Origin of the sequence: Pseudomonas sp. BF-RE-22 (assembly GCF_019956155.1) — a bacterium.
GTDB classification, from domain to species: domain Bacteria; phylum Pseudomonadota; class Gammaproteobacteria; order Pseudomonadales; family Pseudomonadaceae; genus Aquipseudomonas; species Aquipseudomonas migulae.
In genome coordinates this window covers 140430-160912 of the sequence record NZ_JAHBDD010000044.1, presented here as the reverse complement: position 1 = coordinate 160912, position 20483 = coordinate 140430, and the positions used below count along the sequence as shown (strand labels likewise).

Below are 20483 nucleotides of genomic sequence, written 5' to 3'. Positions count from 1 at the left end.
GGCCTAAAGGCTATCTCAGCCCTTCAACACCCGCGCCAACGTCGACTTCACCTTGCCCATTCCGTCATGCAACGCCTGCTCGATCTCGGCCATGGTAATCACAGCCGTCGACTTGCCCGCCGCTGGGTTCACCACCAACGCCAGGCACGCGTAATCCAGCTCCAGCTCACGCGCCAATGCCGCTTCCGGCATACCGGTCATGCCGACGATGTCGCAACCATCGCGCTCCAGTCGCGCAATCTCCGCCACCGTTTCCAGACGCGGTCCCTGCGTGCAGGCGTACACGCCATGACTGCTGTAGCCAACGCCTTCAGCTGCCAATGCCGCGATCAATTGCTCGCGCAGCGGTTCGCTGTAGGGATAGCTGAAGTCGATGTGGGTGACCTGTTCCAGGTCATCGGCAAAATAGGTGTGTTCGCGACCGCTGGTGTAATCGATCAGTTGATGCGGCACGCAGAAATGCCCGGTGCCCATCGCGGCATGAATCCCACCGACTGCGTTGACCGCAAGAATCGCTTCGGCGCCGGCCTGCTTAAGTGCCCAGAGGTTGGCGCGGTAGTTCACCTGATGCGGTGGGAAACGGTGCGGGTGACCATGACGCGCGAGGAACAGCACTTCCTTGCCGGCGTACTCACCGATCTGCACCTCGGCCGAAGGCGTGCCATAAGGGGTGTCCACCGCCAGTGACTGACGAATGCTCAGGCCTTCCAGTTGAGTCAGGCCGGTGCCACCGATAATCGCGTAAACCGTCATAACGTAAAGTCCTTATTCAATCAGTTGAGCGTCTTTGAGCGCACCAATGGCCGTCAGCCAGCGCGGGTCTTGACGGTATTCAGTGCCGGCGTACGACTGGCCGCGCATCCGCGCAATGCGCTCGGACGGCTTGACCTTCAGACGCTGGGCGGCACTCAGCGCGAGCTCCGCAGCGGCGCGGTCGTTGCACACCAGGCCCATGTCGCAACCAGCGCTCAGCGCGGCTTCGATACGGCTGGCAGCATCGCCGACCACGTGAGCGCCGGCCATCGACAGGTCATCGCTGAAGATCACGCCGTCGAACTGCAACTCGCCGCGCAGGATGTCCTGCAACCAGCGGCGGGAGAAGCCGGCCGGCTGGGAATCGACTTGTGGATAAATGACATGGGCCGGCATCACGGCGGCCAGTTGCTTGCTCAATTTGGCAAACGGCACCAGGTCGTTGGCGCGGATTTCATCGAGGCTGCGCTCGTCATTCGGGATCGCGACGTGGGAATCGGCCTCCGCCCAGCCGTGGCCGGGGAAGTGTTTACCGGTGGCGGCCATGCCGGCGCTGTTCATGCCACGGATAAATGCACCCGCCAGCAGCGCGGCGCGTTCCGGGTCACCTTCGAAAGAACGGGTACCGACCACGGCGCTGCGCTGGTAATCCAGATCCAGCACCGGGGCAAAGCTCAGGTCGAGGCCGACGGCCAACACTTCGGTCGCCATGATCCAGCCGCACTGCTCGGCCAGGTATTCGGCGTTCGGGTTGTCGGCAATGGCGCGCATGGCCGGCAGTCGCACGAAGCCCTGGCGCAGGCGCTGCACCCGCCCGCCCTCCTGATCCACTGCCAGCAGCAGATCAGGTCGAACGGCGCGGATGGCGGCGCTCAGTTCGCGCACCTGACGCGGGTGTTCGATGTTGCGGGCAAAAATGATCAGGCCGCCCACTTCCGGTTGGCGTAACAATTGGCGATCTTCAGCCGTCAGCCAGGTACCGGCGACGTCCACCATCAACGAGCCTTGCAGGCCAGCAGTCATAGAGATTCCTTGATAACGATAAACCCGGCTCGCACGCGTTCGCCGCCGTGGGCTGTGCCCGGCAGGTCGGCGATATCTATGGGGAGCGGGTTCAGAACGAGAGTCGGCATGGGCGGCTAGCTTAGCGGATGTCAGCTGCCGCGCCCACCCGTGCGCGGTTAAACCTTAGCGGCAACCTGTGTCGATTTGCTGCGCGGACGCAATTGCGCGGTGGCCATGGCCGTGTCGGTCACGCCGGTTTCTGCGCGCATGCCAGCAGCCAGAAATGGCACCATCAGGCGCATCACTTGCTCAATGGAGGTGTTGACGCCGAAATCGGTCTCGGCAATCGCACGCAAGGCCTTGATACCGGACATGCTGAACGCTGCCGCACCCAGCATGAAGTGCACGCGCCAGAACAGCTCGATCGGTGGAATGCGTGGCGCGGCTTCGTTGACCAGCATCATGTAGCGACGGAATACCTTGCCGTACATGTCTTCCAGATAACGACGCAGGTGACCCTGGCTCTGACTGAACGCCAGCCCCAGCAAACGCATGAAAATCGAGAGATCGTTGCCGCTGCGTGGCTGTACCACCAGGGCTTGCTCGACGAGGATTTCGAGCAGCTCTTCAAGTGTCGGCTTGTTCTCGGGCTTGGCCTGACGCCGCTCCAGCTCTTTATCAAGGCTTAAACAGAATGGCCCGAGAAAACGCGAGAAGACGGCTTGAATCAGCGCCTTCTTCGACCCGAAGTGATAGTTCACCGCCGCCAGATTGACACCGGCCTTGCTGGTGATCAGACGCAACGAGGTTTCTGCGAAACCTTTTTCCGCGAACAACTGCTCGGCAGCATCAAGAATGCGTTCAACGGTTTCCGACTGGGCCATGGCTACTCCGCCTGACAAACACTTGTTTGAAACATACGTTTCAGTCCAGGCCTTGTCAAGTCTGGCGGTTCGTTTTGGGAATGGCCGGTCAGCTATTTAACCATACAACGACGACGCTTTAATCAGCCGGCTGATCGACCGTCTGGCGGCCGGTAAAAAAAGGGGCATTGCCAAGTCGCTTTCACTGTATATAATCCCAGTCACTGTATAAAAAGACAGAGCGATCAATATGCTAAAGCTGACGCCACGCCAAGCCGAGATTCTGGCCTTCATCAAACGCTGCCTGGAAGACAACGGCTACCCGCCGACCCGCGCGGAAATCGCTCAGGAACTGGGTTTCAAGTCGCCCAACGCAGCGGAAGAACACCTCAAGGCGCTGGCTCGCAAGGGTGCAATCGAGATGACGCCGGGCGCATCCCGCGGCATTCGCATCCCTGGTTTCGAAGCCAAGGCCGACGAATCCACCCTGCCCATCATTGGCCGAGTGGCTGCCGGCGCACCGATCCTTGCCCAGCAGCACATCGAAGAATCCTGCAACATCAACCCTGCCTTTTTCCATCCTCGCGCTGACTATTTACTGCGCGTTCATGGCATGAGCATGAAGGACGTGGGCATTTTCGACGGCGACCTGCTGGCTGTCCATACCACCCGTGAGGCCCGCAACGGCCAGATCGTGGTGGCGCGGATCGGCGACGAAGTAACGGTCAAACGCTTCAAGCGTGACGGCAGCAAAGTCTGGTTGATTGCAGAAAACCCTGAATTCGCCCCCATCGAAGTGAACCTGAAAGATCAGGAACTGGTGATCGAAGGCTTGAGTGTCGGCGTCATTCGCCGCTAAAGGAGGCTTTATGCAGTTCCCACACACATCACAGCAAGCCCAACTGCCGTTGTTCGAGGCGTTCATGGTGCAGCCGATGGCACCGATTCTGAAGGATGTGGTCGAGTCGCCCTGGAGCGCCGAACCTGAAGTTTTCAGTGAGCTGTCATTGCGTGGTGCGGCCGGGAACTGCCTGAGCCTTCTGGCACCGATCCTCAGGGAACTGAGCGAGGATCAGGACGCGCGCTGGCTGACATTGATCGCCCCGCCGGCCAGCCTGACACAAACCTGGCTTCGAGACGCCGGCCTGAATCGTGAACGCATTCTGTTGCTGCAACCGCGCGGCACCCAGAGTGCACAACAGCTGACCTGCGAAGCGTTGCGTCTGGGTCGCAGCCACACGGTCGTCAGCTGGCTCAATCCACTGAGCACCACTTCACGACAACAGTTGATCAGCGCCGCCCGGACCGGGGACGCACAAAGCCTGAACATTCGACTGGGTTAAACGAAGCACGCACTGAACTGCGCGGGGCTTCTCCAAGGATAGAGAAGCCGGTCTGTAGCGGTATCAGGAAAAAGCGACGAACGGGATCAATGAAGGACCCGTGAGCTCTCATCCGTATTGAAATCACCTTCAACCAAGCGGCCAGCCATCTGAACGCCGACGCTCAACATCGCCTTGGCGACTTCCACGTGTTGGCCCTGCAGGAACGCTTTGGCATCCTCAGAGAAATCCAAAGTAACCAGAGAACCCTCGTCCTCGGCCCTGCGCAGCTCGATTCGGCCGTCTGGTAACTCGACAATTTCTAGAAAGGACGTTGGCATAAAGGTCTGTTCTCCACGAAAGGCGGCGATTATATAGGCATCGGACAGGCTTCGCTCAGGATCTTGACCAGATGCCATTACGAAGAGACATTTCTCACAGCACTCATCCCTGAAACGGACAGCCCGTCGGCCCCTCCGTTAAACACTCAACCCTTCAACACTCGTTCAACCCTTCGCGAAAACGAATCGCCAGGCCTTTCAGGTTCTGACGCCAGCTCTCCAACTCCTCCCGGCTCAGCTCTTCCGGCGAATCTTCTTCATCCAGATTAACGGCCAGGATCAGCGGCTGCGTCACGTCGCCCTTGGGTTTGTGCGGTGCACGCGGCGGCTGGAACAACGCAGCATGAGCCGACAGCAGCTTGGCCAACCAGGTTTCCGGGTTTTGCGCCAACTCGACCATCTCGGCCATTTCGGGAATGGCAATGGCTTCCAGTACTTCCCGAGTCAGCAACATCTCTGCCCGAGGCGCATTGGCCTGAGGCAAGCGATAGAAACCGGCAATTTCATGGCACAGCCCCAGCAACGCACCGTACAAGTGAAACAACGCCGATTCGCGCCCGGCCTGAATCAGCGCCAGGGAGTTCATCGCCCGCCCCTCTTCAGCCTTGGCAAGCGCTTCCAGTGACAGGCCGGCGAAATAAATCTTCTGATTGGTACGGGTATAGAGTTCGTGGGCCATGACGGCAGCCTCCACAACGAAATAATTGCTTCACGCAGGTCAGACAGTGTCGTGGATCACCCAAGCACACCGCAAGCCCCAAACAAAAAGGCCGCATGAAAACCCGAGGGTTGTCATGCGGCCTTTCAAGTACAGCGCCGTTTAAGCTTTGGCTGCCGGGCGCTTGTCTTCAACCGTCCACTTGCCGCCGTCGTAATACGCTTTCCAGCCAGTCGGCTTACCGTCGACTTCCGTCTGCACGTACTGCTCTTTGGTCTTGCGGCTGTAACGGATCACGGCAGGGAGACCGTCCGGGTCCTTTTTCGGCGCTTCACAGAGGAAGTGGTACTTCGGATCGATCTCATCCTTGTGCGGGATGATTTCCATGACCAGCGGCGCACGGGTCTCGCGGTTTTTCGGGAACTGGCTGGCGGCCAGGAACAGGCCGGAAGCCCCGTCGCGCAGGATGTAGGTGTCGTTGACCTTTTCGCATTTCAGCTCAGGCATCTTCACCGGGTCCATCTTCGGCGGCGCCGCATCACCGCTTTTCAGCAGTTTGCGGGTGTTCTTGCACGTTGCGTTGGTGCAACCGAAGAACTTGCCGAAACGGCCCGTCTTGAGCTGCATCTCGCTGCCACACTTGTCGCATTCCAGGCTCGGACCTTCGTAGCCCTTGATGCGGTAAGTGCCCTCTTCGATTTCGTAGCCGTCGCAATCCGGGTTGTTGCCGCAGATGTGCAGCTTGCGCTTTTCGTCGAGCAGGTAAGCGTCCATCGCCGTGCTGCAGATCGGGCAACGATGCTTGCCACGCAGCACCAGCGATTCCGATTCACCCTCGTCGTCCGCGGCGATTTCATCACCCGGCACCAGGTTGACGGTGGCCTTGCAGCGCTCTTTCGGCGGCAGGCTGTAACCCGAGCAACCGAGGAAAACGCCGGTCGATGCGGTACGGATCTGCATCGGACGGCCACAGGTCAGGCACGGAATGTCGGTCATCACTGGCTGGTTGGCACGCATGCCGCTTTCCGGGCTTTCGGCCACTTCGAGCTTCTTCTTGAAGTCGCCGTAGAACTCGTCCAGCACGTTTTTCCAGTCGCGCTCGCCCTGGGCCACGTCATCGAGATTCTCTTCCATGCCGGCGGTGAAGCCGTAGTCCATGAGATTGGAGAAGCTCTCGGACAGACGCTCGGTGACGATGTCACCCATCTTTTCCGAGTAGAAACGACGGTTGTGCAGCGCTACATAACCACGGTCCTGGATGGTCGAAATGATCGCCGCGTAGGTCGAAGGACGACCGATACCGCGTTTTTCCATTTCTTTCACCAGGCTCGCTTCCGAGTAACGCGCCGGCGGCTTGGTGAAGTGCTGGGTCGGATCAAGCTTGATCAGCTTCATCGCGTCGCCCTGGGCCATGTCCGGCAGCACGTCGTCATCGCCAGGCTTGGCGATTTGCGGCATGACGCGGGTGTAACCGTCGAACTTGAGGATACGGCCCTTGGCGCGCAGCTCGAAATCGCCGGCACCGACGGTGACCGTGGTCGACAGGTATTGCGCCGGCAGCATCTGGCAGGCAAGGAACTGGCGCCAGATCAGCTCGTAAAGCCGCTCTGCATCACGCTCCATGCCCGACAGCTTGCTTGGCTCGGTGTTGGCGTCAGACGGACGAATCGCTTCGTGAGCCTCTTGTGCGCCTTCCTTGCTGCTGTAGACGTTCGGGGTTTCCGGCAGGTACTTCTTGCCGAATTCGCCTTCAATATACGTACGCGCCATCGTCACGGCATCGGCCGAGAGGTTGGTGGAGTCAGTACGCATATAAGTGATGTAGCCGGCTTCGTACAAGCGCTGGGCCATCATCATGGTTTTCTTCACGCCGAAGCCCAGGCGGTTGCTCGCAGCCTGCTGCAGGGTGGACGTGATGAACGGTGCCGACGGCTTGCTGCTGGTCGGTTTGTCTTCGCGCTTGACGATGCTGTAGCTGGAAGCCTTGAGCTTCTCCAGCGCAGCCATGGCCTGGGCTTCGTTCAGCGGCTTGAACGCTTCGCCCTTCTCGCGAGCGACGTCGAAACGCACGGTAGCGCCCTTGGCGGTGCCGAGGTCAGCGTGGACTTCCCAGTACTCTTCCGGGATAAACGCGCGGATTTCACGCTCACGCTCCACCACCAGCTTCACGGCAACCGACTGCACGCGACCGGCGGACAGGCCACGGGCGATCTTGGCCCACAGCAGCGGCGAAACCATGTAACCCACCACACGATCGAGGAAACGACGCGCCTGCTGGGCGTTGACGCGGTCGATGTCCAGTTCGCCTGGTTTGGAGAAGGCTTCCTGAATCGCTTTCTTGGTGATTTCGTTGAACACCACGCGCTTGTAGCGGCTGTCGTCACCACCGATGGCTTCGCGCAGGTGCCAGGCAATGGCTTCCCCCTCGCGATCCAAGTCGGTTGCGAGATAGATGGTGTCAGCATCCTTGGCGAGCCGGCGCAGCTCTTCGATAACCTTTTCCTTGCCCGGGAGGATCTCGTACTTGGCTTTCCAGCCATGATCGGGATCGACACCCATGCGCGAGACCAGCTGCTTGCGCGCTTTCTCTTTAGGCGAGAGCACCGGACCTTCACCCGCAGCGGCTTTGCCGCGCTTGGCGGCTGGCTCTTTGCTGGCGCTAGCCGAACCGCTGGTGGGCAGGTCTCGGATATGGCCGATACTCGACTTCACCACGTATTGGTTACCCAGATACTTGTTGATGGTCTTGGCCTTAGCCGGGGATTCCACAATGACCAGCGATTTGCCCATGGATCAGAAAATTCCTGAATTCTAGAAGTGAAAGGCGGTTGGCGCCTGACGCGGCACCGCTATATATAGTGGCTGCAAGGTGAGGTCAAGCGCAGGGTTCTGCGCGCTCTCAGCTTATGGCTTGGTAAAAAGGCTCGGTTCGGCTTGCACCAAAGCAAAGCGTGGCACCTGTTCACCGTCAACCTCGACCGACTCCAGGAACATGCTCAAGGGGCGCACCCAAAAGCCGTAATCGCCATACAGGGCTTGGTAGAAGACCACTTCTTCTTCCGTTTCCGAATGCCGCGCAATACTGAATACGCGGTACTGCGGACCTTTGTAATGTTGGTAGAGCCCAGGTTGTATCGGCATGGTTTGGCCCTCACTCAAATTTTTTCAAAATAAAAACAAAATAAATCCGGAAAAACAAAAACCGGGGCACTTGGCCCCGGCTTCCGTCATCGGAACGCTTAAACGCGTTCGAAGACGGTGGAGATGCCTTGGCCGAGACCAATGCACATGGTGGCTACCCCGAAGGTGCCGCCATTTTGCTTCATCACGTTCAGCAAAGTGCCGGAGATACGCGCACCGGAGCAACCGAACGGGTGACCCAGGGCGATCGCGCCGCCGTGCAGGTTAACCTTCTCGTTCATCTTGTCGAGCACTTTCAGATCTTTCAGCACTGGCAGGGCCTGTGCGGCGAAAGCTTCGTTGAGCTCGAAGAAGTCGATATCGTTGATGCCAAGGCCCGCGCGCTTCAGTGCTTTCTGTGTTGCCGGTACTGGACCATAGCCCATGATTGCCGGATCCACACCTGCCACTGCCATCGAACGAATCACCGCCAGAGGCTGGATACCCAGGTCCTGTGCACGCTGCGCCGACATCACGATCATGCACGAAGCACCATCGGTGATTTGCGACGAAGTACCGGCTGTCACGGTGCCACCCTTCGGGTTAAACGCTGGCTTCAACGCCGCCAGGCTTTCCAGGGTAGTTTCCGGACGAATGGTTTCGTCGTAGTCGAACAGTTTCAGGAAACCGTTCTCGTCGTAGCCCTGCATCGGGATGATTTCGTCTTTGAACTTGCCTTCCACAGTCGCCTTGTGGGCGAGCTGGTGGGAGCGCACGCCGAAAGCGTCCTGCTGTTCGCGAGTGATGCCGTGCATTTTGCCCAGCATTTCAGCGGTCAGGCCCATCATGCCCGAGGCTTTCGCCGCGTACAGCGACATGTGCGGGTTCGGATCGACACCGTGCATCATGCTCACGTGGCCCATATGCTCGACGCCGCCGACGACGAATACGTCACCGTTGCCGGTCATGATCGCTTGCGCAGCAGTGTGCAGAGCGCTCATCGACGAGCCGCACAGGCGGCTGACGGTCTGGCCGGCAGCGGTGTGCGGGATCTGAGTCATCAGCGACGCCATGCGAGCGATGTTCCAGCCCTGCTCCAGGGTCTGGTTCACACAGCCCCAGATCACGTCTTCGACTTCGTTCGGGTCGACCTTGACGTTGCGTTCCAGCAATTTGCTGATCAGGTGTGCCGACATATCTTCAGCACGGGTGTTGCGGTGCATGCCGCCCTTGGAGCGGCCCATCGGAGTACGACCGAAGTCGACAATCACGACGTCTCTTGGATTCAAGCTCATAAAATTTCACTCTCGCTCAAAAGTTGGGACGCTTAACCGAAGAACCGTTGGCCGGTTTTGGCCATTTCACGCAGTTTTGCGGTCGGGTGGTACAGCGCGCCCAAATCAGCGTACTGGTCAGCCAGGGCAACGAACTCGGCAACACCGATCGAATCGATGTAGCGCAGCGCACCGCCACGGAATGGAGGGAAACCAATACCGTAGACCAGACCCATGTCGGCTTCGGCAGCGGTTTCGACGATGCCGTCTTCCAGGCAGCGCACGGTTTCCAGGCACAGCGGGATCATCATCCAGTTGATGATGTCTTCGTCAGTCACTTCGCGCTGTTCAAAGACGATTGGCTTGAGCACTTCCAGTACCGACGGGTCGGCAACTTTCTTCTGCTTGCCCTTCTTGTCGGTCTCGTAGGCGTAGAAGCCCTTGCCATTCTTCTGGCCCAGGCGCTTGGCTTCGTAGAGCACGTCAACAGCCGAACGGCGGTCGTCTTTCATGCGGTCCGGGAAGCCTTCAGCCATAACGTCGCGACCGTGGTGGCCGGTGTCGATGCCGACCACGTCCATCAGGTACGCCGGGCCCATCGGCCAGCCGAATTTTTCCATGACCTTGTCGATACGGACGAAGTCCACACCGGCGCTGACCAGCTTGGCGAAACCGCCGAAGTACGGGAACAGGACGCGATTGACCAGGAAGCCCGGGCAGTCGTTGACGACGATCGGGTTCTTGCCCATTTTCTTGGCGTAGGCAACGGTAGTGGCAACGGCCAGCTCGCTGGACTTCTCGCCACGAATCACTTCAACCAGCGGCATCATGTGCACCGGGTTGAAGAAGTGCATGCCGACGAAGTTTTCCGGACGCTTGAGGGCTTTGGCCAGCAAGGTGATGGAAATGGTCGAGGTGTTGGACGCGAGGATGGTGTCCTCTTTGACCTTGTCTTCCACTTCAGCCAGCACAGCCTGCTTGACCTTAGGGTTCTCGACGACCGCTTCAACCACCAGATCCACGTGACCGAAGTCGCCGTAGGACAGGGTCGGACGAATGCCGTTGAGCACTTCGGCCATTTTCGCCGCGGTCATGCGACCTTTATCAACGCGACCGACCAGCAGCTTGGCGGCTTCAGCCAGGCCTTGCTCGATGCCGTGCTCGTTGATGTCTTTCATCAGGATCGGCGTGCCTTTGGAGGCCGACTGATAAGCGATACCGCCACCCATGATGCCGGCGCCCAATACGGCAGCCTGCTTCACGTCTTTGGCGATTTCGTCGTAGGCCTTGGCCTTTTTCTTCAGTTCCTGGTCGTTCAGGAACAGACCGATCAAGCTCTGCGCGGCAGAGGTCTTGGCCAGTTTGACGAAACCAGCGGCTTCGACTTCCAGCGCTTTGTCGCGACCGAAGTTCGCGGCTTTCTGGATGGTCTTGATCGCTTCGACCGGTGCCGGGTAGTTCGGGCCAGCCTGGCCTGCCACGAAACCTTTGGCGGTTTCGAAAGCCATCATTTGTTCGATGGCGTTCAGCTTCAGCTTTTCCAGCTTCGGTTGACGCTTGGCCTTGTAATCAAACTCGCCGGAGATGGCGCGCTTGATCAGTTCCAGAGCGGCTTCCTGCAGTTTCTCAGGTGCAACCACTGCATCGACGGCGCCGACTTTCAGCGCGTCTTCAGCACGGTTTTCCTTACCGGCGGCAATCCACTCGATGGCGTTGTCGGCACCGATCAGGCGCGGCAGGCGTACAGTGCCGCCGAAACCTGGGTAGATGCCCAGCTTGACTTCCGGCAGACCGATCTTGGCCGTGACGGACATGACGCGGTAGTCCGCCGCCAGGCACATTTCCAGACCGCCACCCAGGGCGATGCCGTTGATCGCGGCGACAGTCGGGACGTTGAGGTCTTCGAAATCGCTGAAAATCTTGTTGGCTTCGAGGTTGCCAGCGACAAGCTCTGCATCCGGCAGCTTGAAGTTCTCGACAAATTCGGTGATGTCGGCGCCGACGATGAACACGTCCTTGCCGCTGCTGACGATCACACCCTTGATCGAAGCATCTGCCTTGATGGTGTCTACGGCCTGACGCAGTTCGTTCAGGGTTAGACGGTTGAACTTGTTGACGGACTCACCCTTGAGGTCGAATTTCAATTCGACGATGCCACTTTCAAGAGCCTTAACCGTGATGGCTTTACCTTCGTAAATCATCAACTGATCTCCACGATATGGAAGCTGAACAGTACACGTCGGAAGCAGGCGAATGGCTTGGCAGTGACGTTTATCGTCGATGCTACGCCAATCCACCCGGCACACCCGCCAACGCGATAGTCGGGATTCTGTAGGAGCGATCTGAAATACAAACGCTCAATTCATACGCCCGTTTGATTTGGGTACGTCACCTTCACGGAATTTCCGACAATTGTCAATCGCCCAAAACACGGGTTGAAACGCGACTTTCCGGTCATTTCCGTAACACGAAGACCTGCAACACCCGGCTGCATGTGAGGCCATTCATAGAATCAATAGTTAGAAAAGTCGCCCTAATTCACGGCAGCCTTTGTTTAACGGGCTACGCTGGGCGGGAGGTTGAGGAAAAAATATGAACGCGTCGGCGAATGCCCGGCGTAAGATCAGCGCACAGCGAATTACCGGCCTGCCTGGCCAACTCCAGCCCGATGTTGAATGTCGGGCTTTTTATTGCCTGGACAATCGTAGGAGCGAGGCTTGCCCGCGAAAGCGGTGTGTCAGGTTGGACGCCTTCGCGGGCAAGTCGGATCGCCGCACCGCTCGCTCCTACAGGGGATCGAGAGTCAGGCTAATGCTTTGAGGGTTGCATCGATTTGTTGCAAAACTGTCGCTTCGCCCTTCTCGCCCCAGTACAACGTGATCATCTGCTTGTCCGCTTCGACCTTGTAGACGTTGGCCGGCAACTTTTCGAAATGAATCAGCAACGCCGGATCCTCGCAGACCTCCTGCCACTGATTCACCCAAACACCTGGCGACTTTTGCCAGTAACTCCAGCACGCAGGCTGATTGCCGCGACGCGGTCGATGGTACTGCGCGCAAGGGCTCGGCGGTTCCTGGCTCAGCCAGTGCGGCCACTCCTGAGGCGCCAGCTGCATGGCCAGCCCGATGCGTCGCGCCTCCATGCGCAGGGCCATGCGGCCGCTCTGCCCACGGGACGGACGCAACCACGCCAGCGGACTGAGAACCACCAACAGGATTGACACCACTATCCAGACCGTCATATCTGTACTCCCGATTCTTGATGAGCGCTTTGAGTCACTTTGAAAACACTGCGCTTGAAACCAGCCATACTTACCAATATTGCAATCCTCAGGAGGAGCACCTCATGCCCTACAACCACATTCTGGTCGCTGTAGACCTGACCGAAGAGTGCGACCCTGTCATCCACCGAGCTCGCGAACTGTCGGTGAGCAACGGCGCGAAACTGTCCCTGGTGCACATTGTCGAGCCGATGGCCATGGCCTTTGGCGGCGACGTGCCGATGGACCTTTCCCAGTTGCAGCAGCAACAGTTCGATCAGGCCAAGGAACGTCTTGACCGGCTGATCGTGAAGTACCCGGAACTCTCCAAAGAGTACAGCCACCTGACCTACGGCCAGCCACGCCAGGAGATTCATCACCTGGCCAAAGAGCAAACCTGCGACCTGATCGTGGTGGGCAGCCATGGCCGGCATGGCCTGGCATTGCTGCTGGGTTCCACCGCCAATGACGTACTGCACGGCGCACCTTGCGACGTACTTGCCGTGCGCCTGCAAAACAAAAGCTGATAACCGATCCTTGTAGGAGCCGGCTTGCTGGCGATCACGATGCATCAGTCGACATCAATGCCAGCTGACAAACCGCGATCGCCAGCAAGCCGGCTCCTACAGTAGATTGTGTTGCATACGAAAAGCCCGGCGTTCATCACTGAGCGCCGGGCTTTTTTATTGCAGGATCAATCAGGCATCCAGCTCGGCCCAACGCTCGACCATCACGTCGAGCTCAGCCTGCAACTGCTCCAACTGAGCGATCACCGCGGCCGTCTCGGCAGCAGGACGCTGATAGAAGCCAGCATCGGCCATCTGGGCCTCAACGACGGCGATCTGCTGCTCCATGGCTTCGATCTGGCTCGGCAACATTTCCAGCTCACGCTGCAACTTGTAGCTGAGTTTCTTCTTCGCCACCGGCGCTTCGACCGCCGCCGCAACCGGTGCAGGCTCAGCCGTCACGACCGCCGACGTCAGGTCGGCCTTGCCGGACTTGCTCTCGGTCACGCCCAGCAGGCGCGGCGAACCGCCCTGACGCAGCCAGTCCTGATAACCACCGACGTATTCGCGAACCTTGCCTTCACCTTCGAAGACCAGTGTGCTGGTGACCACGTTGTCGAGGAATGCCCGGTCGTGGCTGACCATCAGCACGGTGCCGTTGAAGGTCAGCAGGACCTCTTCCAGCAGTTCGAGTGTTTCCACGTCGAGGTCGTTGGTCGGTTCGTCGAGGACCAGCAGGTTGGCCGGCTTGCTGAACAGTTTCGCCAGCAACAGACGCGCACGCTCACCACCTGACAGCGCCTTGACCGGCGTGCGGGCACGCTGCGGGCTGAACAGGAAGTCGCCGAGGTAACTCAGCACGTGACGGCTCTGACCATCGATGTCGATGAAGTCGCGACCTTCGGCCACGTTGTCGATCACGGTCTTTTCCAGGTCCAGTTGGTGGCGCAACTGGTCGAAGTACGCCACGTCGATGCGCGTGCCCTCTTCCACTTTGCCGCTGGTCGGTTGCAGACCGCTGAGCATCAGCTTCAACAGCGTGGTCTTGCCGGTACCGTTGGCGCCAAGCAGACCGATACGGTCGCCGCGCGTCAGGACCATCGAGAAATCCTTGATCAGGAACGGACCGCCCGGGTGAGCGAAACTCACGTTCTCGAGGACCATCACCTGCTTGCCGGACTTGTCAGCGGTATCCAGCTGAATGTTGGCCTTGCCGGTGCGCTCACGACGCTCGCTACGTTCGACGCGCAATGCTTTCAGTGCACGGACGCGGCCTTCATTACGGGTGCGACGGGCCTTGATGCCCTGGCGGATCCAGACTTCTTCCTGGGCCAGTTTCTTGTCGAACAACGCGTTGGCGGTGGCCTCGGCGGCCAGTTCGGCTTCTTTGTGCACCAGGAAACTGGCGTAGTCGCCATTCCAGTCGATCAGGCCACCGCGATCCAGTTCAAGAATGCGGGTCGCGAGGTTTTGCAGGAAGGAACGGTCGTGCGTGATGAACAGCACGGCACCCTGAAAATCCTTCAGCGCTTCTTCGAGCCAGGCAATCGCACCGATGTCCAGGTGGTTGGTTGGTTCGTCGAGCAGCAGCAGATCGGGCTCGGACACCAGCGCCTGCGCCAGCAGGACGCGACGACGCCAGCCACCGGACAATTCGGCGAGGGTCTTGTCGGCCGGCAGTTGCAGGCGGCTGAGGGTGCTGTCGACCAGGGTTTGCAAACGCCAGCCGTCGCGGGCTTCAAGGTCGTGCTGGACGTGCATCAGCTTGTCCAGGTCGGCGTCGGTGACGATGTTCTGGCTCAGGTGGTGATACTCGGCAAGCAGCGCACCGACACCGTCCAGGCCTTCAGCCACTACGTCGAACACGGTCCGCTCGTCGGCTACCGGCAATTCTTGCGGCAATTCGCCAATCTTGAGGCCGGGTGCGCGCCACACGGAGCCGTCGTCAGGCTTCTGGTCGCCCTTGACGAGCTTCATCATGCTGGACTTGCCAGTGCCGTTGCGGCCGATGATGCACACCCGCTCACCACGGGCGATCTGCCAGGACACCTTGTCCAACAACGGCATAGCGCCGAAAGCAAGGGACACATCGCTGAATTTGAGCAGGGTCATGAGCTTCTCCAAAAACCGGGCGCGCATTCTACCTGACTTGAGGCTTCAGAAGGCCGGCAATTTCACCTTCGGGGCACTCTGCATGACAAATGTTGCGAACTGATGCTGACAGGCCCGCAAAGCTTTCGCCGGTTGCTGGCAAAAGGCTAAGCTACAGATTATTCAGTGCGGGCATGCCTCGCACTTGTCATGATTTCTCTGCCCGGACGTCTCATGCGCAGTCGCCTTTTCAGTCTTTTATCCTGTTTTCTTCTCTCTGCCGCTGCCGTTCAAACTGCCCAGGCGGTGGACCTGTCCACCCAACGCCAGTATTACGATGAAGCCAAGCGCGCCCTGGCCAAGGGTGATACCGGCCCGTACTTCCGTTACAGCAAGGCGCTCAGCGACTACCCGCTGGAGCCGTACCTGGCCTATGACGAACTGACCGCACGCCTGAAAACGGCGAGCAACGCCGAGATCGAAAAATTCCTCGCCGAACACGGTGACTTGCCGCAAGCCAACTGGATGAAATTGCGCTGGTTGCGCTGGCTGGCCGATCGCGGCGACTGGGCGACCTTCGTCAAGTACTACGATCCCAAGCTGAATTTCACCGAGCTGGACTGCCTGAACGCGCAGTACCAGATCGGGCACAACCTGAAATCCGAAGGCTACGCCAACGCCAACAAGCTCTGGCTGACTGGCAAATCCTTGCCTTCGGCGTGCGACGGCTTGTTCGGAGTCTGGGCTGCCGAAGGCCAACTGACTGAACAGAAACGCTGGGAACGCACCAAGCTTGCCGCCCAGGCGCGCAACTATCCGCTGGCCAACAGCCTGGTCAACGGCCTGACCACCCTCGCCCCTCGCGGCCGTTTGCTGGTGGACGTGGCGCAGAAACCCGAACTGCTCAACCAGCCGTCGCGCTTCACACCGGCCGACGAACCGATGTCCGACATCGTCAGCCTCGGCCTGCGCCGCCTGGCCAAGCAAGACCCGGACAAGGCCATGGCGTTGCTCGACGGTTACGCCAGCAGCATGCATTTCTCCCGTGACGAAAAAGTCGCGATCGCCCGGGAAATCGGCCTGACCCTCGCTCGCCGTTTCGACAGTCGCGCGCTGGATGTGATGACCAAGTACGACCCGGAATTGCGTGACAACACCGTGTCCGAGTGGCGCTTGCGCCTGCTGCTGCGCCTGGCCCGCTGGGACGATGCCTATCAGTTGACCCGCCGTTTGCCCCAGGACCTGGCGACCACCAACCGCTGGCGTTACTGGCAGGCCCGTAGCCTGGAACTGGCGCAACCGCAGAACCCGGAGGCGCAGACGCTTTATAAAGGCCTCGCTCGTGAACGTGACTTCTACGGTTTCCTCGCTGCCGACCGTTCGCAACTGCCTTACTCGCTGAACAACAAGCCGCTGGTATTGAGCCAGGCGCTGATCAACAAGGTTCGCAACACGCCGGGCGTGCGTCGCGCCCTGGAATTCCATGCGCGCGGGCAGATCGTCGATGGGCGTCGTGAGTGGTATCACGTCAGCCGCCACTTCAACCGTGACGAAATGGTCGCCCAGGCCAAACTGGCCTACGACCTGAAATGGTATTTCCCGGCGATTCGCACCATCAGCCAGGCGCAGTATTGGGACGATCTGGACATCCGCTTCCCGATGGCCCACCGCGAAACCCTCGTGCGTGAAGCCAAGGTTCGCGGCCTGCATTCGAGCTGGGTATTCGCCATTACTCGCCAGGAAAGCGCGTTCATGGCCGACGCCCGCTCAGGCGTAGGCGCCAGCGGCCTGATGCAACTGATGCCGGGCACCGCCAAGGAAACCGCACGCAAGTTCAGCATCCCATTGGCCTCGCCACAGCAGGTGTTCGATCCGGACAAGAACATCCAGCTCGGTGCCGCGTACCTCAGCCAGGTGCATAGCCAGTTCAACGGCAACCGCGTCCTCGCCTCCGCCGCCTACAACGCCGGCCCGGGGCGCGTGCGTCAGTGGCTGCGCGGTGCGGATCACCTGAGCTTCGACGTCTGGGTGGAAAGCATTCCGTTCGACGAAACCCGCCAGTACGTGCAAAACGTGCTGTCGTACTCGGTGATCTACGGCCAGAAGCTCAACTCGCCACAGCCGTTGGTGGATTGGCATGAGCGGTATTTTGATGATCAATAAGCCTGTCTGAGGCGAAAACGAAAATGCCCGCATTGAGAAATGCGGGCATTTTTTATGGCGCATCTACCTGGATCTGCACCGTGCTGCAACAAGCTCGCCCTGCGCGGTCAAGCGGTAGCGTTGCACCGGGCTACGGGGGGAATCAGGATCAGTCATCTCAATCAAGCCTTCTACCAATGCAGGCTTGAGGTAGTTGGCCCGAAATGTCGCCTTGTGAGCCAATCCGAGCTCGGCCATCAGATCGTTAACCTTCACAGGAGCGCTTCCGCAAAGAGCACGAAGCAGTTTCGCTACTTGGTCGGTTACTTGGTCGGCTACTTGGTCGGTTACCGGCTCGGTTCTAACCGCCTCATCAAGCGCAAGGCTCAACGCTTGCAGCATGAACTCGACAAAAGGCGTCGACTCGGCCATTTGGTCGGCTGCCGATAACGCCGCGTAATACGCATCCTGCTGCTCTCGAATCACGGCTTCGACCGGCAGATAAGCCAACACCGGGCGCCACCGACTGAGAATCAATGTCTGCCAAAGACGCCCCATACGTCCATTGCCGTCGGCGAAGGGATGGATGAACTCGAATTCATAGTGGAAGACACAACTGATAATCAACGGATGCCAATCAGAATCGCCGAGCCACGCCAGCAAATCATCCATCAAATGCGTAATGCGGCTCGGTGGCGGTGCCATATGAACCAATTTCTCGCCACGGTAAATGCCCACACCGGCTCGGCGAAACTGCCCACAGTCGTCAATCAAGCCGCCCATCAGTAACTCATGCGCCCGAAGCAGATCAACACGACTACTCGGCTGCCAATCCGGCATGGCTTCGTAAGCCGTGAAGGCATTACGCACCTCCTGGATTTCCCGAGGCAATCCCAGCACTCGCTGCCCTGCCAAAACAGCAGTCACCTGCTCGATGCTCAAGGTATTGTTCTCGATCGCCAATGAAGCCTGAATCGTGCGAATCCGATTACCCCGCCGCAGTTGAGGCGTCTGCCGTCGATCATCCACAGCCGAAAGCTGACCGATCCGCTCACTGATTTCGGCAATCAACGTGAGCATCTTAGTGGTCAGGGTCAACGGTGGTTGATAACGGCTCATATCCTCATCCATGCTTGCACTGAGCTCGACATAATGCCCGAACCCGGCAGTATTCAGCAGCGTTCATTCATGCTGCTTCATGCCCGTCGTTGAACTGCAACGCCGCCAACCGCGCATACAGCGCATTGCTCGCAATCAGCTCTTGGTGCGTGCCCACCGCCACCAGTTTCCCCTGGTCCATCACCGCAATCCGGTCGGCGTTTTTAACCGTGGCCAAACGATGAGCGATGACCAGGGTGGTGCGATTTTTCATCAGGCTGGGCAGGGCTTGCTGGATCAGGTGTTCGCTCTGGGCGTCGAGGGCGCTGGTGGCTTCGTCGAGCAGCAGGATGGGCGCATCCACCAGCAGCGCTCGGGCGATGGCCAGGCGTTGGCGCTGACCGCCGGACAAACCGAGGCCTGCGTCCCCCAAATGAGTCTGATAACCGTGGGGCATGGCCTCGATAAAGTCATGGGCGTAGGCGATTTTCGCCGCTTCCTGAACCTGTTCCAGCGTCGCTGTCGGGTTACCGTAGCGGATGTTCTCTTCAATGCTGCCGAAGAACAGCGCCGGGCTTTGTGAAACCAGCGCGAAGCAACGGCGCAAGTCCAATGGATCGAGTTGAGTCAGCGGCACACCGTCAAGCAGGATGCGCCCTTCGGCAGGATCGTAAAAACGCAGCAACAGATCGTACACCGTCGATTTGCCAGCACCGGACGGCCCGACCAGCGCGAGGGTTTCGCCAGCCTTGATGGTCAGATTCAAACCATCGACGGCGTAGCTTTCCGGGCGCGACGGGTAGGAAAAACGCACGTCCTGCAAAACGAGATTGCCCGTCACCCGCTCGGGCAACGTCACCAGGCCAGTCGCCGGTGGCTGGATGATGTTTTCCGAGCGCAGCAATTCGGCAATCCGCTCGGCGGCCCCGGCGGCGCGCTGCAACTCACCAATGACCTCACTCAAGGTGCCGAATGCACTGCCGACAATCAGGCTGTAGAAGACGAACGCCGCCAGTTCCCCCGCCGAAATTCGCCCGGCCATCACGTCCATGCCGCCCACCCAGAGCATCACGCCGACCGCCCCCAGCACCAGCACGATCACCAGGGTGATCAGCCAGGCCCGCTGGAAAATCCGTTTGCGTGCTGTGTTGAACGCCTCTTCCACGGTCACGGCAAAACGCTGTTCGTCCTGGGTCTGGTGGTTGTAGGCCTGCACGGTTTTGATCTGGCCCAGGGTTTCGGAAACATAACTGCCGATATCGGCAATCCGGTCCTGACTCAGGCGCGACAGGCTGCGCACCCGGCGACCGAAAATCAGGATCGGCGCAATCACCAGCGGCAAAGCCACAACGACGATGCTGGTGAGTTTCGGATTGGTGATAAACAGCAACACAATCCCGCCGATCACCATCAGCAGATTGCGCAGGAACAGGGACAGCGATGAACCGATCACTGATTGCAGCAACGTGGTATCGGCGGTCAACCGCGACTGGATTTCGGAGCTGCGGTTGTCTTCATAAAACCCGGGATGCAGATAAACCAGATGATTGAACACCTGACGGCGGATGTCGGCGACCACGCGTTCACCGATCCACGACACCAGGTAGAAACGCGCGAAGGTGCCAATCGCCAGGCCTATCACCAGCAACATGAACAAACCAATCGTCTGGTTGAGCAGGTGCGGGGACTGGGTCATGAACCCCTGGTCCACCAGCAGGCGAATCCCCTGCCCCATGGACAAGGTAATGCCGGCCGTGACGACCAGCGCGAGCAAGGCGCCGAAGGCCTGCCAACGATAGGGCGCGAGAAAAAGGCTGGTCAGGCGAATCGCGCGGCGGTGACGGGCAGAGAGCATCGGGTTCATCCAGTTACGCATTGATAGGGCCAGCCTGACGGTTCAATGGGGTTGAACGCTGTAAATCACAATGAGTCAGGTTAATTATGACCGCGATGACTAGCTCCTAGACGCTATTGGTCTAAAGTCCGGGTGGCAACGTCTGGGTATTTCTGGTGGACTGGTGTTGCCGCTCTGGAAAGATCGCAGGGAGTTG

At 59.2% G+C, this 20483-nt stretch carries 17 protein-coding genes; 4 read left to right on the top strand and 13 right to left on the bottom strand.

All coding sequences use genetic code 11. From position 1 onward, the window contains the following. Positions 1–15: 15 nt before the first annotated feature. From KGA82_RS20625 to KGA82_RS20615, 3 genes are all read right to left on the bottom strand, one after another. Positions 16–753 (bottom strand): S-methyl-5'-thioinosine phosphorylase, encoded by a 738-nt coding sequence (locus KGA82_RS20625; RefSeq protein WP_008028469.1) that lies wholly within the window; start codon positions 751–753, stop codon positions 16–18. A 12-nt stretch (positions 754–765) separates the two neighbouring features. Beyond that, positions 766–1776 (bottom strand): beta-N-acetylhexosaminidase, encoded by a 1011-nt coding sequence (nagZ, locus tag KGA82_RS20620; RefSeq protein ID WP_223452188.1) that lies wholly within the window; start codon positions 1774–1776, stop codon positions 766–768. Between the two features lie 158 nt (positions 1777–1934). Next, positions 1935–2642: a TetR/AcrR family transcriptional regulator gene (locus tag KGA82_RS20615; RefSeq protein ID WP_008028474.1), complete on the bottom strand. Its 708-nt coding sequence runs from the start codon at positions 2640–2642 to the stop codon at positions 1935–1937. 229 nt (positions 2643–2871) lie between these two features. Between KGA82_RS20615 and lexA the strand changes: the two genes are divergently transcribed. Continuing rightward, positions 2872–3480 carry a transcriptional repressor LexA gene (gene lexA, locus KGA82_RS20610; protein WP_007944149.1) on the top strand — a complete coding sequence of 203 codons (609 nt, stop codon included), beginning with the start codon at positions 2872–2874 and terminating at the stop codon, positions 3478–3480. A gap of 10 nt (positions 3481–3490) precedes the next feature. Further along, complete coding sequence (sulA, locus tag KGA82_RS20605; protein WP_008028477.1) at positions 3491–3964, top strand: SOS-induced cell division inhibitor SulA; 474 nt, start codon at positions 3491–3493, stop codon at positions 3962–3964. Positions 3965–4050: 86 nt separating this feature from the next. Here sulA and KGA82_RS20600 read toward each other — a convergent pair whose 3' ends face one another. The 7 genes from KGA82_RS20600 to KGA82_RS20570 form a co-directional block, all read right to left on the bottom strand. Further along, positions 4051–4284 carry a hypothetical protein gene (locus tag KGA82_RS20600; protein WP_008028479.1) on the bottom strand — a complete coding sequence of 78 codons (234 nt, stop codon included), beginning with the start codon at positions 4282–4284 and terminating at the stop codon, positions 4051–4053. A 154-nt stretch (positions 4285–4438) separates the two neighbouring features. Next, the gene (locus tag KGA82_RS20595; RefSeq protein WP_008028481.1) at positions 4439–4963 is read right to left on the bottom strand and encodes a DUF6586 family protein; all 525 of its coding nucleotides are present in this window, start codon (positions 4961–4963) and stop codon (positions 4439–4441) included. A 141-nt stretch (positions 4964–5104) separates the two neighbouring features. Then, positions 5105–7732, bottom strand: coding sequence for a type I DNA topoisomerase (gene topA, locus KGA82_RS20590; RefSeq protein WP_008037710.1), 2628 nt, complete (start codon positions 7730–7732; stop codon positions 5105–5107). 114 nt (positions 7733–7846) lie between these two features. Further along, positions 7847–8083 (bottom strand): DUF1653 domain-containing protein, encoded by a 237-nt coding sequence (locus KGA82_RS20585; RefSeq protein WP_008028485.1) that lies wholly within the window; start codon positions 8081–8083, stop codon positions 7847–7849. A 98-nt stretch (positions 8084–8181) separates the two neighbouring features. Further along, on the bottom strand, positions 8182–9357 hold the full coding sequence (fadA, locus tag KGA82_RS20580) for an acetyl-CoA C-acyltransferase FadA (protein WP_008028488.1): 1176 nt from the start codon (positions 9355–9357) through the stop codon (positions 8182–8184). Positions 9358–9389: 32 nt separating this feature from the next. Further along, positions 9390–11537 carry a fatty acid oxidation complex subunit alpha FadB gene (gene fadB / locus KGA82_RS20575; protein WP_207285084.1) on the bottom strand — a complete coding sequence of 716 codons (2148 nt, stop codon included), beginning with the start codon at positions 11535–11537 and terminating at the stop codon, positions 9390–9392. Between the two features lie 602 nt (positions 11538–12139). Continuing rightward, positions 12140–12577, bottom strand: a complete 438-nt coding sequence (locus KGA82_RS20570; RefSeq protein WP_008028493.1) for a hypothetical protein — start codon at positions 12575–12577, stop codon at positions 12140–12142. Between the two features lie 104 nt (positions 12578–12681). Here KGA82_RS20570 and KGA82_RS20565 point away from each other — a divergent pair, with 104 nt between their 5' ends. After that, a complete protein-coding gene (locus tag KGA82_RS20565; protein ID WP_008028495.1) occupies positions 12682–13122 on the top strand; it encodes a universal stress protein in 441 nt (146 codons plus the stop codon). A 171-nt stretch (positions 13123–13293) separates the two neighbouring features. Here the strand turns inward: KGA82_RS20565 and KGA82_RS20560 are convergent, their stop codons facing one another. Then, positions 13294–15213, bottom strand: a complete 1920-nt coding sequence (locus KGA82_RS20560) for an ATP-binding cassette domain-containing protein (protein ID WP_008028498.1) — start codon at positions 15211–15213, stop codon at positions 13294–13296. Between the two features lie 213 nt (positions 15214–15426). On the opposite strand from KGA82_RS20560, the gene KGA82_RS20555 reads away from it, so the two are divergent. Further along, positions 15427–17355 carry a transglycosylase SLT domain-containing protein gene (locus KGA82_RS20555; RefSeq protein WP_223413920.1) on the top strand — a complete coding sequence of 643 codons (1929 nt, stop codon included), beginning with the start codon at positions 15427–15429 and terminating at the stop codon, positions 17353–17355. Positions 17356–17418: 63 nt separating this feature from the next. Here KGA82_RS20555 and KGA82_RS20550 read toward each other — a convergent pair whose 3' ends face one another. Further along, positions 17419–18453: a Fic family protein gene (locus tag KGA82_RS20550; protein WP_008037719.1), complete on the bottom strand. Its 1035-nt coding sequence runs from the start codon at positions 18451–18453 to the stop codon at positions 17419–17421. Positions 18454–18520: 67 nt separating this feature from the next. Next, positions 18521–20296 (bottom strand): ABC transporter transmembrane domain-containing protein, encoded by a 1776-nt coding sequence (locus KGA82_RS20545; RefSeq protein WP_411737735.1) that lies wholly within the window; start codon positions 20294–20296, stop codon positions 18521–18523. Between the last annotated feature and the right edge of the window lie 187 nt (positions 20297–20483).

Coding starts and splice junctions, on each gene's coding strand:
- KGA82_RS20625 (WP_008028469.1), bottom strand. CDS start 753: ATGACGGTTTACGCGATTATCGGTGGCACCGGCCTGACTCAACTGGAA.
- nagZ (WP_223452188.1), bottom strand. CDS start 1,776: ATGACTGCTGGCCTGCAAGGCTCGTTGATGGTGGACGTCGCCGGTACC.
- KGA82_RS20615 (WP_008028474.1), bottom strand. CDS start 2,642: ATGGCCCAGTCGGAAACCGTTGAACGCATTCTTGATGCTGCCGAGCAG.
- lexA (WP_007944149.1), top strand. CDS start 2,872: ATGCTAAAGCTGACGCCACGCCAAGCCGAGATTCTGGCCTTCATCAAA.
- sulA (WP_008028477.1), top strand. CDS start 3,491: ATGCAGTTCCCACACACATCACAGCAAGCCCAACTGCCGTTGTTCGAG.
- KGA82_RS20600 (WP_008028479.1), bottom strand. CDS start 4,284: ATGCCAACGTCCTTTCTAGAAATTGTCGAGTTACCAGACGGCCGAATC.
- KGA82_RS20595 (WP_008028481.1), bottom strand. CDS start 4,963: ATGGCCCACGAACTCTATACCCGTACCAATCAGAAGATTTATTTCGCC.
- topA (WP_008037710.1), bottom strand. CDS start 7,732: ATGGGCAAATCGCTGGTCATTGTGGAATCCCCGGCTAAGGCCAAGACC.
- KGA82_RS20585 (WP_008028485.1), bottom strand. CDS start 8,083: ATGCCGATACAACCTGGGCTCTACCAACATTACAAAGGTCCGCAGTAC.
- fadA (WP_008028488.1), bottom strand. CDS start 9,357: ATGAGCTTGAATCCAAGAGACGTCGTGATTGTCGACTTCGGTCGTACT.
- fadB (WP_207285084.1), bottom strand. CDS start 11,537: ATGATTTACGAAGGTAAAGCCATCACGGTTAAGGCTCTTGAAAGTGGC.
- KGA82_RS20570 (WP_008028493.1), bottom strand. CDS start 12,577: ATGACGGTCTGGATAGTGGTGTCAATCCTGTTGGTGGTTCTCAGTCCG.
- KGA82_RS20565 (WP_008028495.1), top strand. CDS start 12,682: ATGCCCTACAACCACATTCTGGTCGCTGTAGACCTGACCGAAGAGTGC.
- KGA82_RS20560 (WP_008028498.1), bottom strand. CDS start 15,213: ATGACCCTGCTCAAATTCAGCGATGTGTCCCTTGCTTTCGGCGCTATG.
- KGA82_RS20555 (WP_223413920.1), top strand. CDS start 15,427: ATGCGCAGTCGCCTTTTCAGTCTTTTATCCTGTTTTCTTCTCTCTGCC.
- KGA82_RS20550 (WP_008037719.1), bottom strand. CDS start 18,453: ATGAGCCGTTATCAACCACCGTTGACCCTGACCACTAAGATGCTCACG.
- KGA82_RS20545 (WP_411737735.1), bottom strand. CDS start 20,296: ATGAACCCGATGCTCTCTGCCCGTCACCGCCGCGCGATTCGCCTGACC.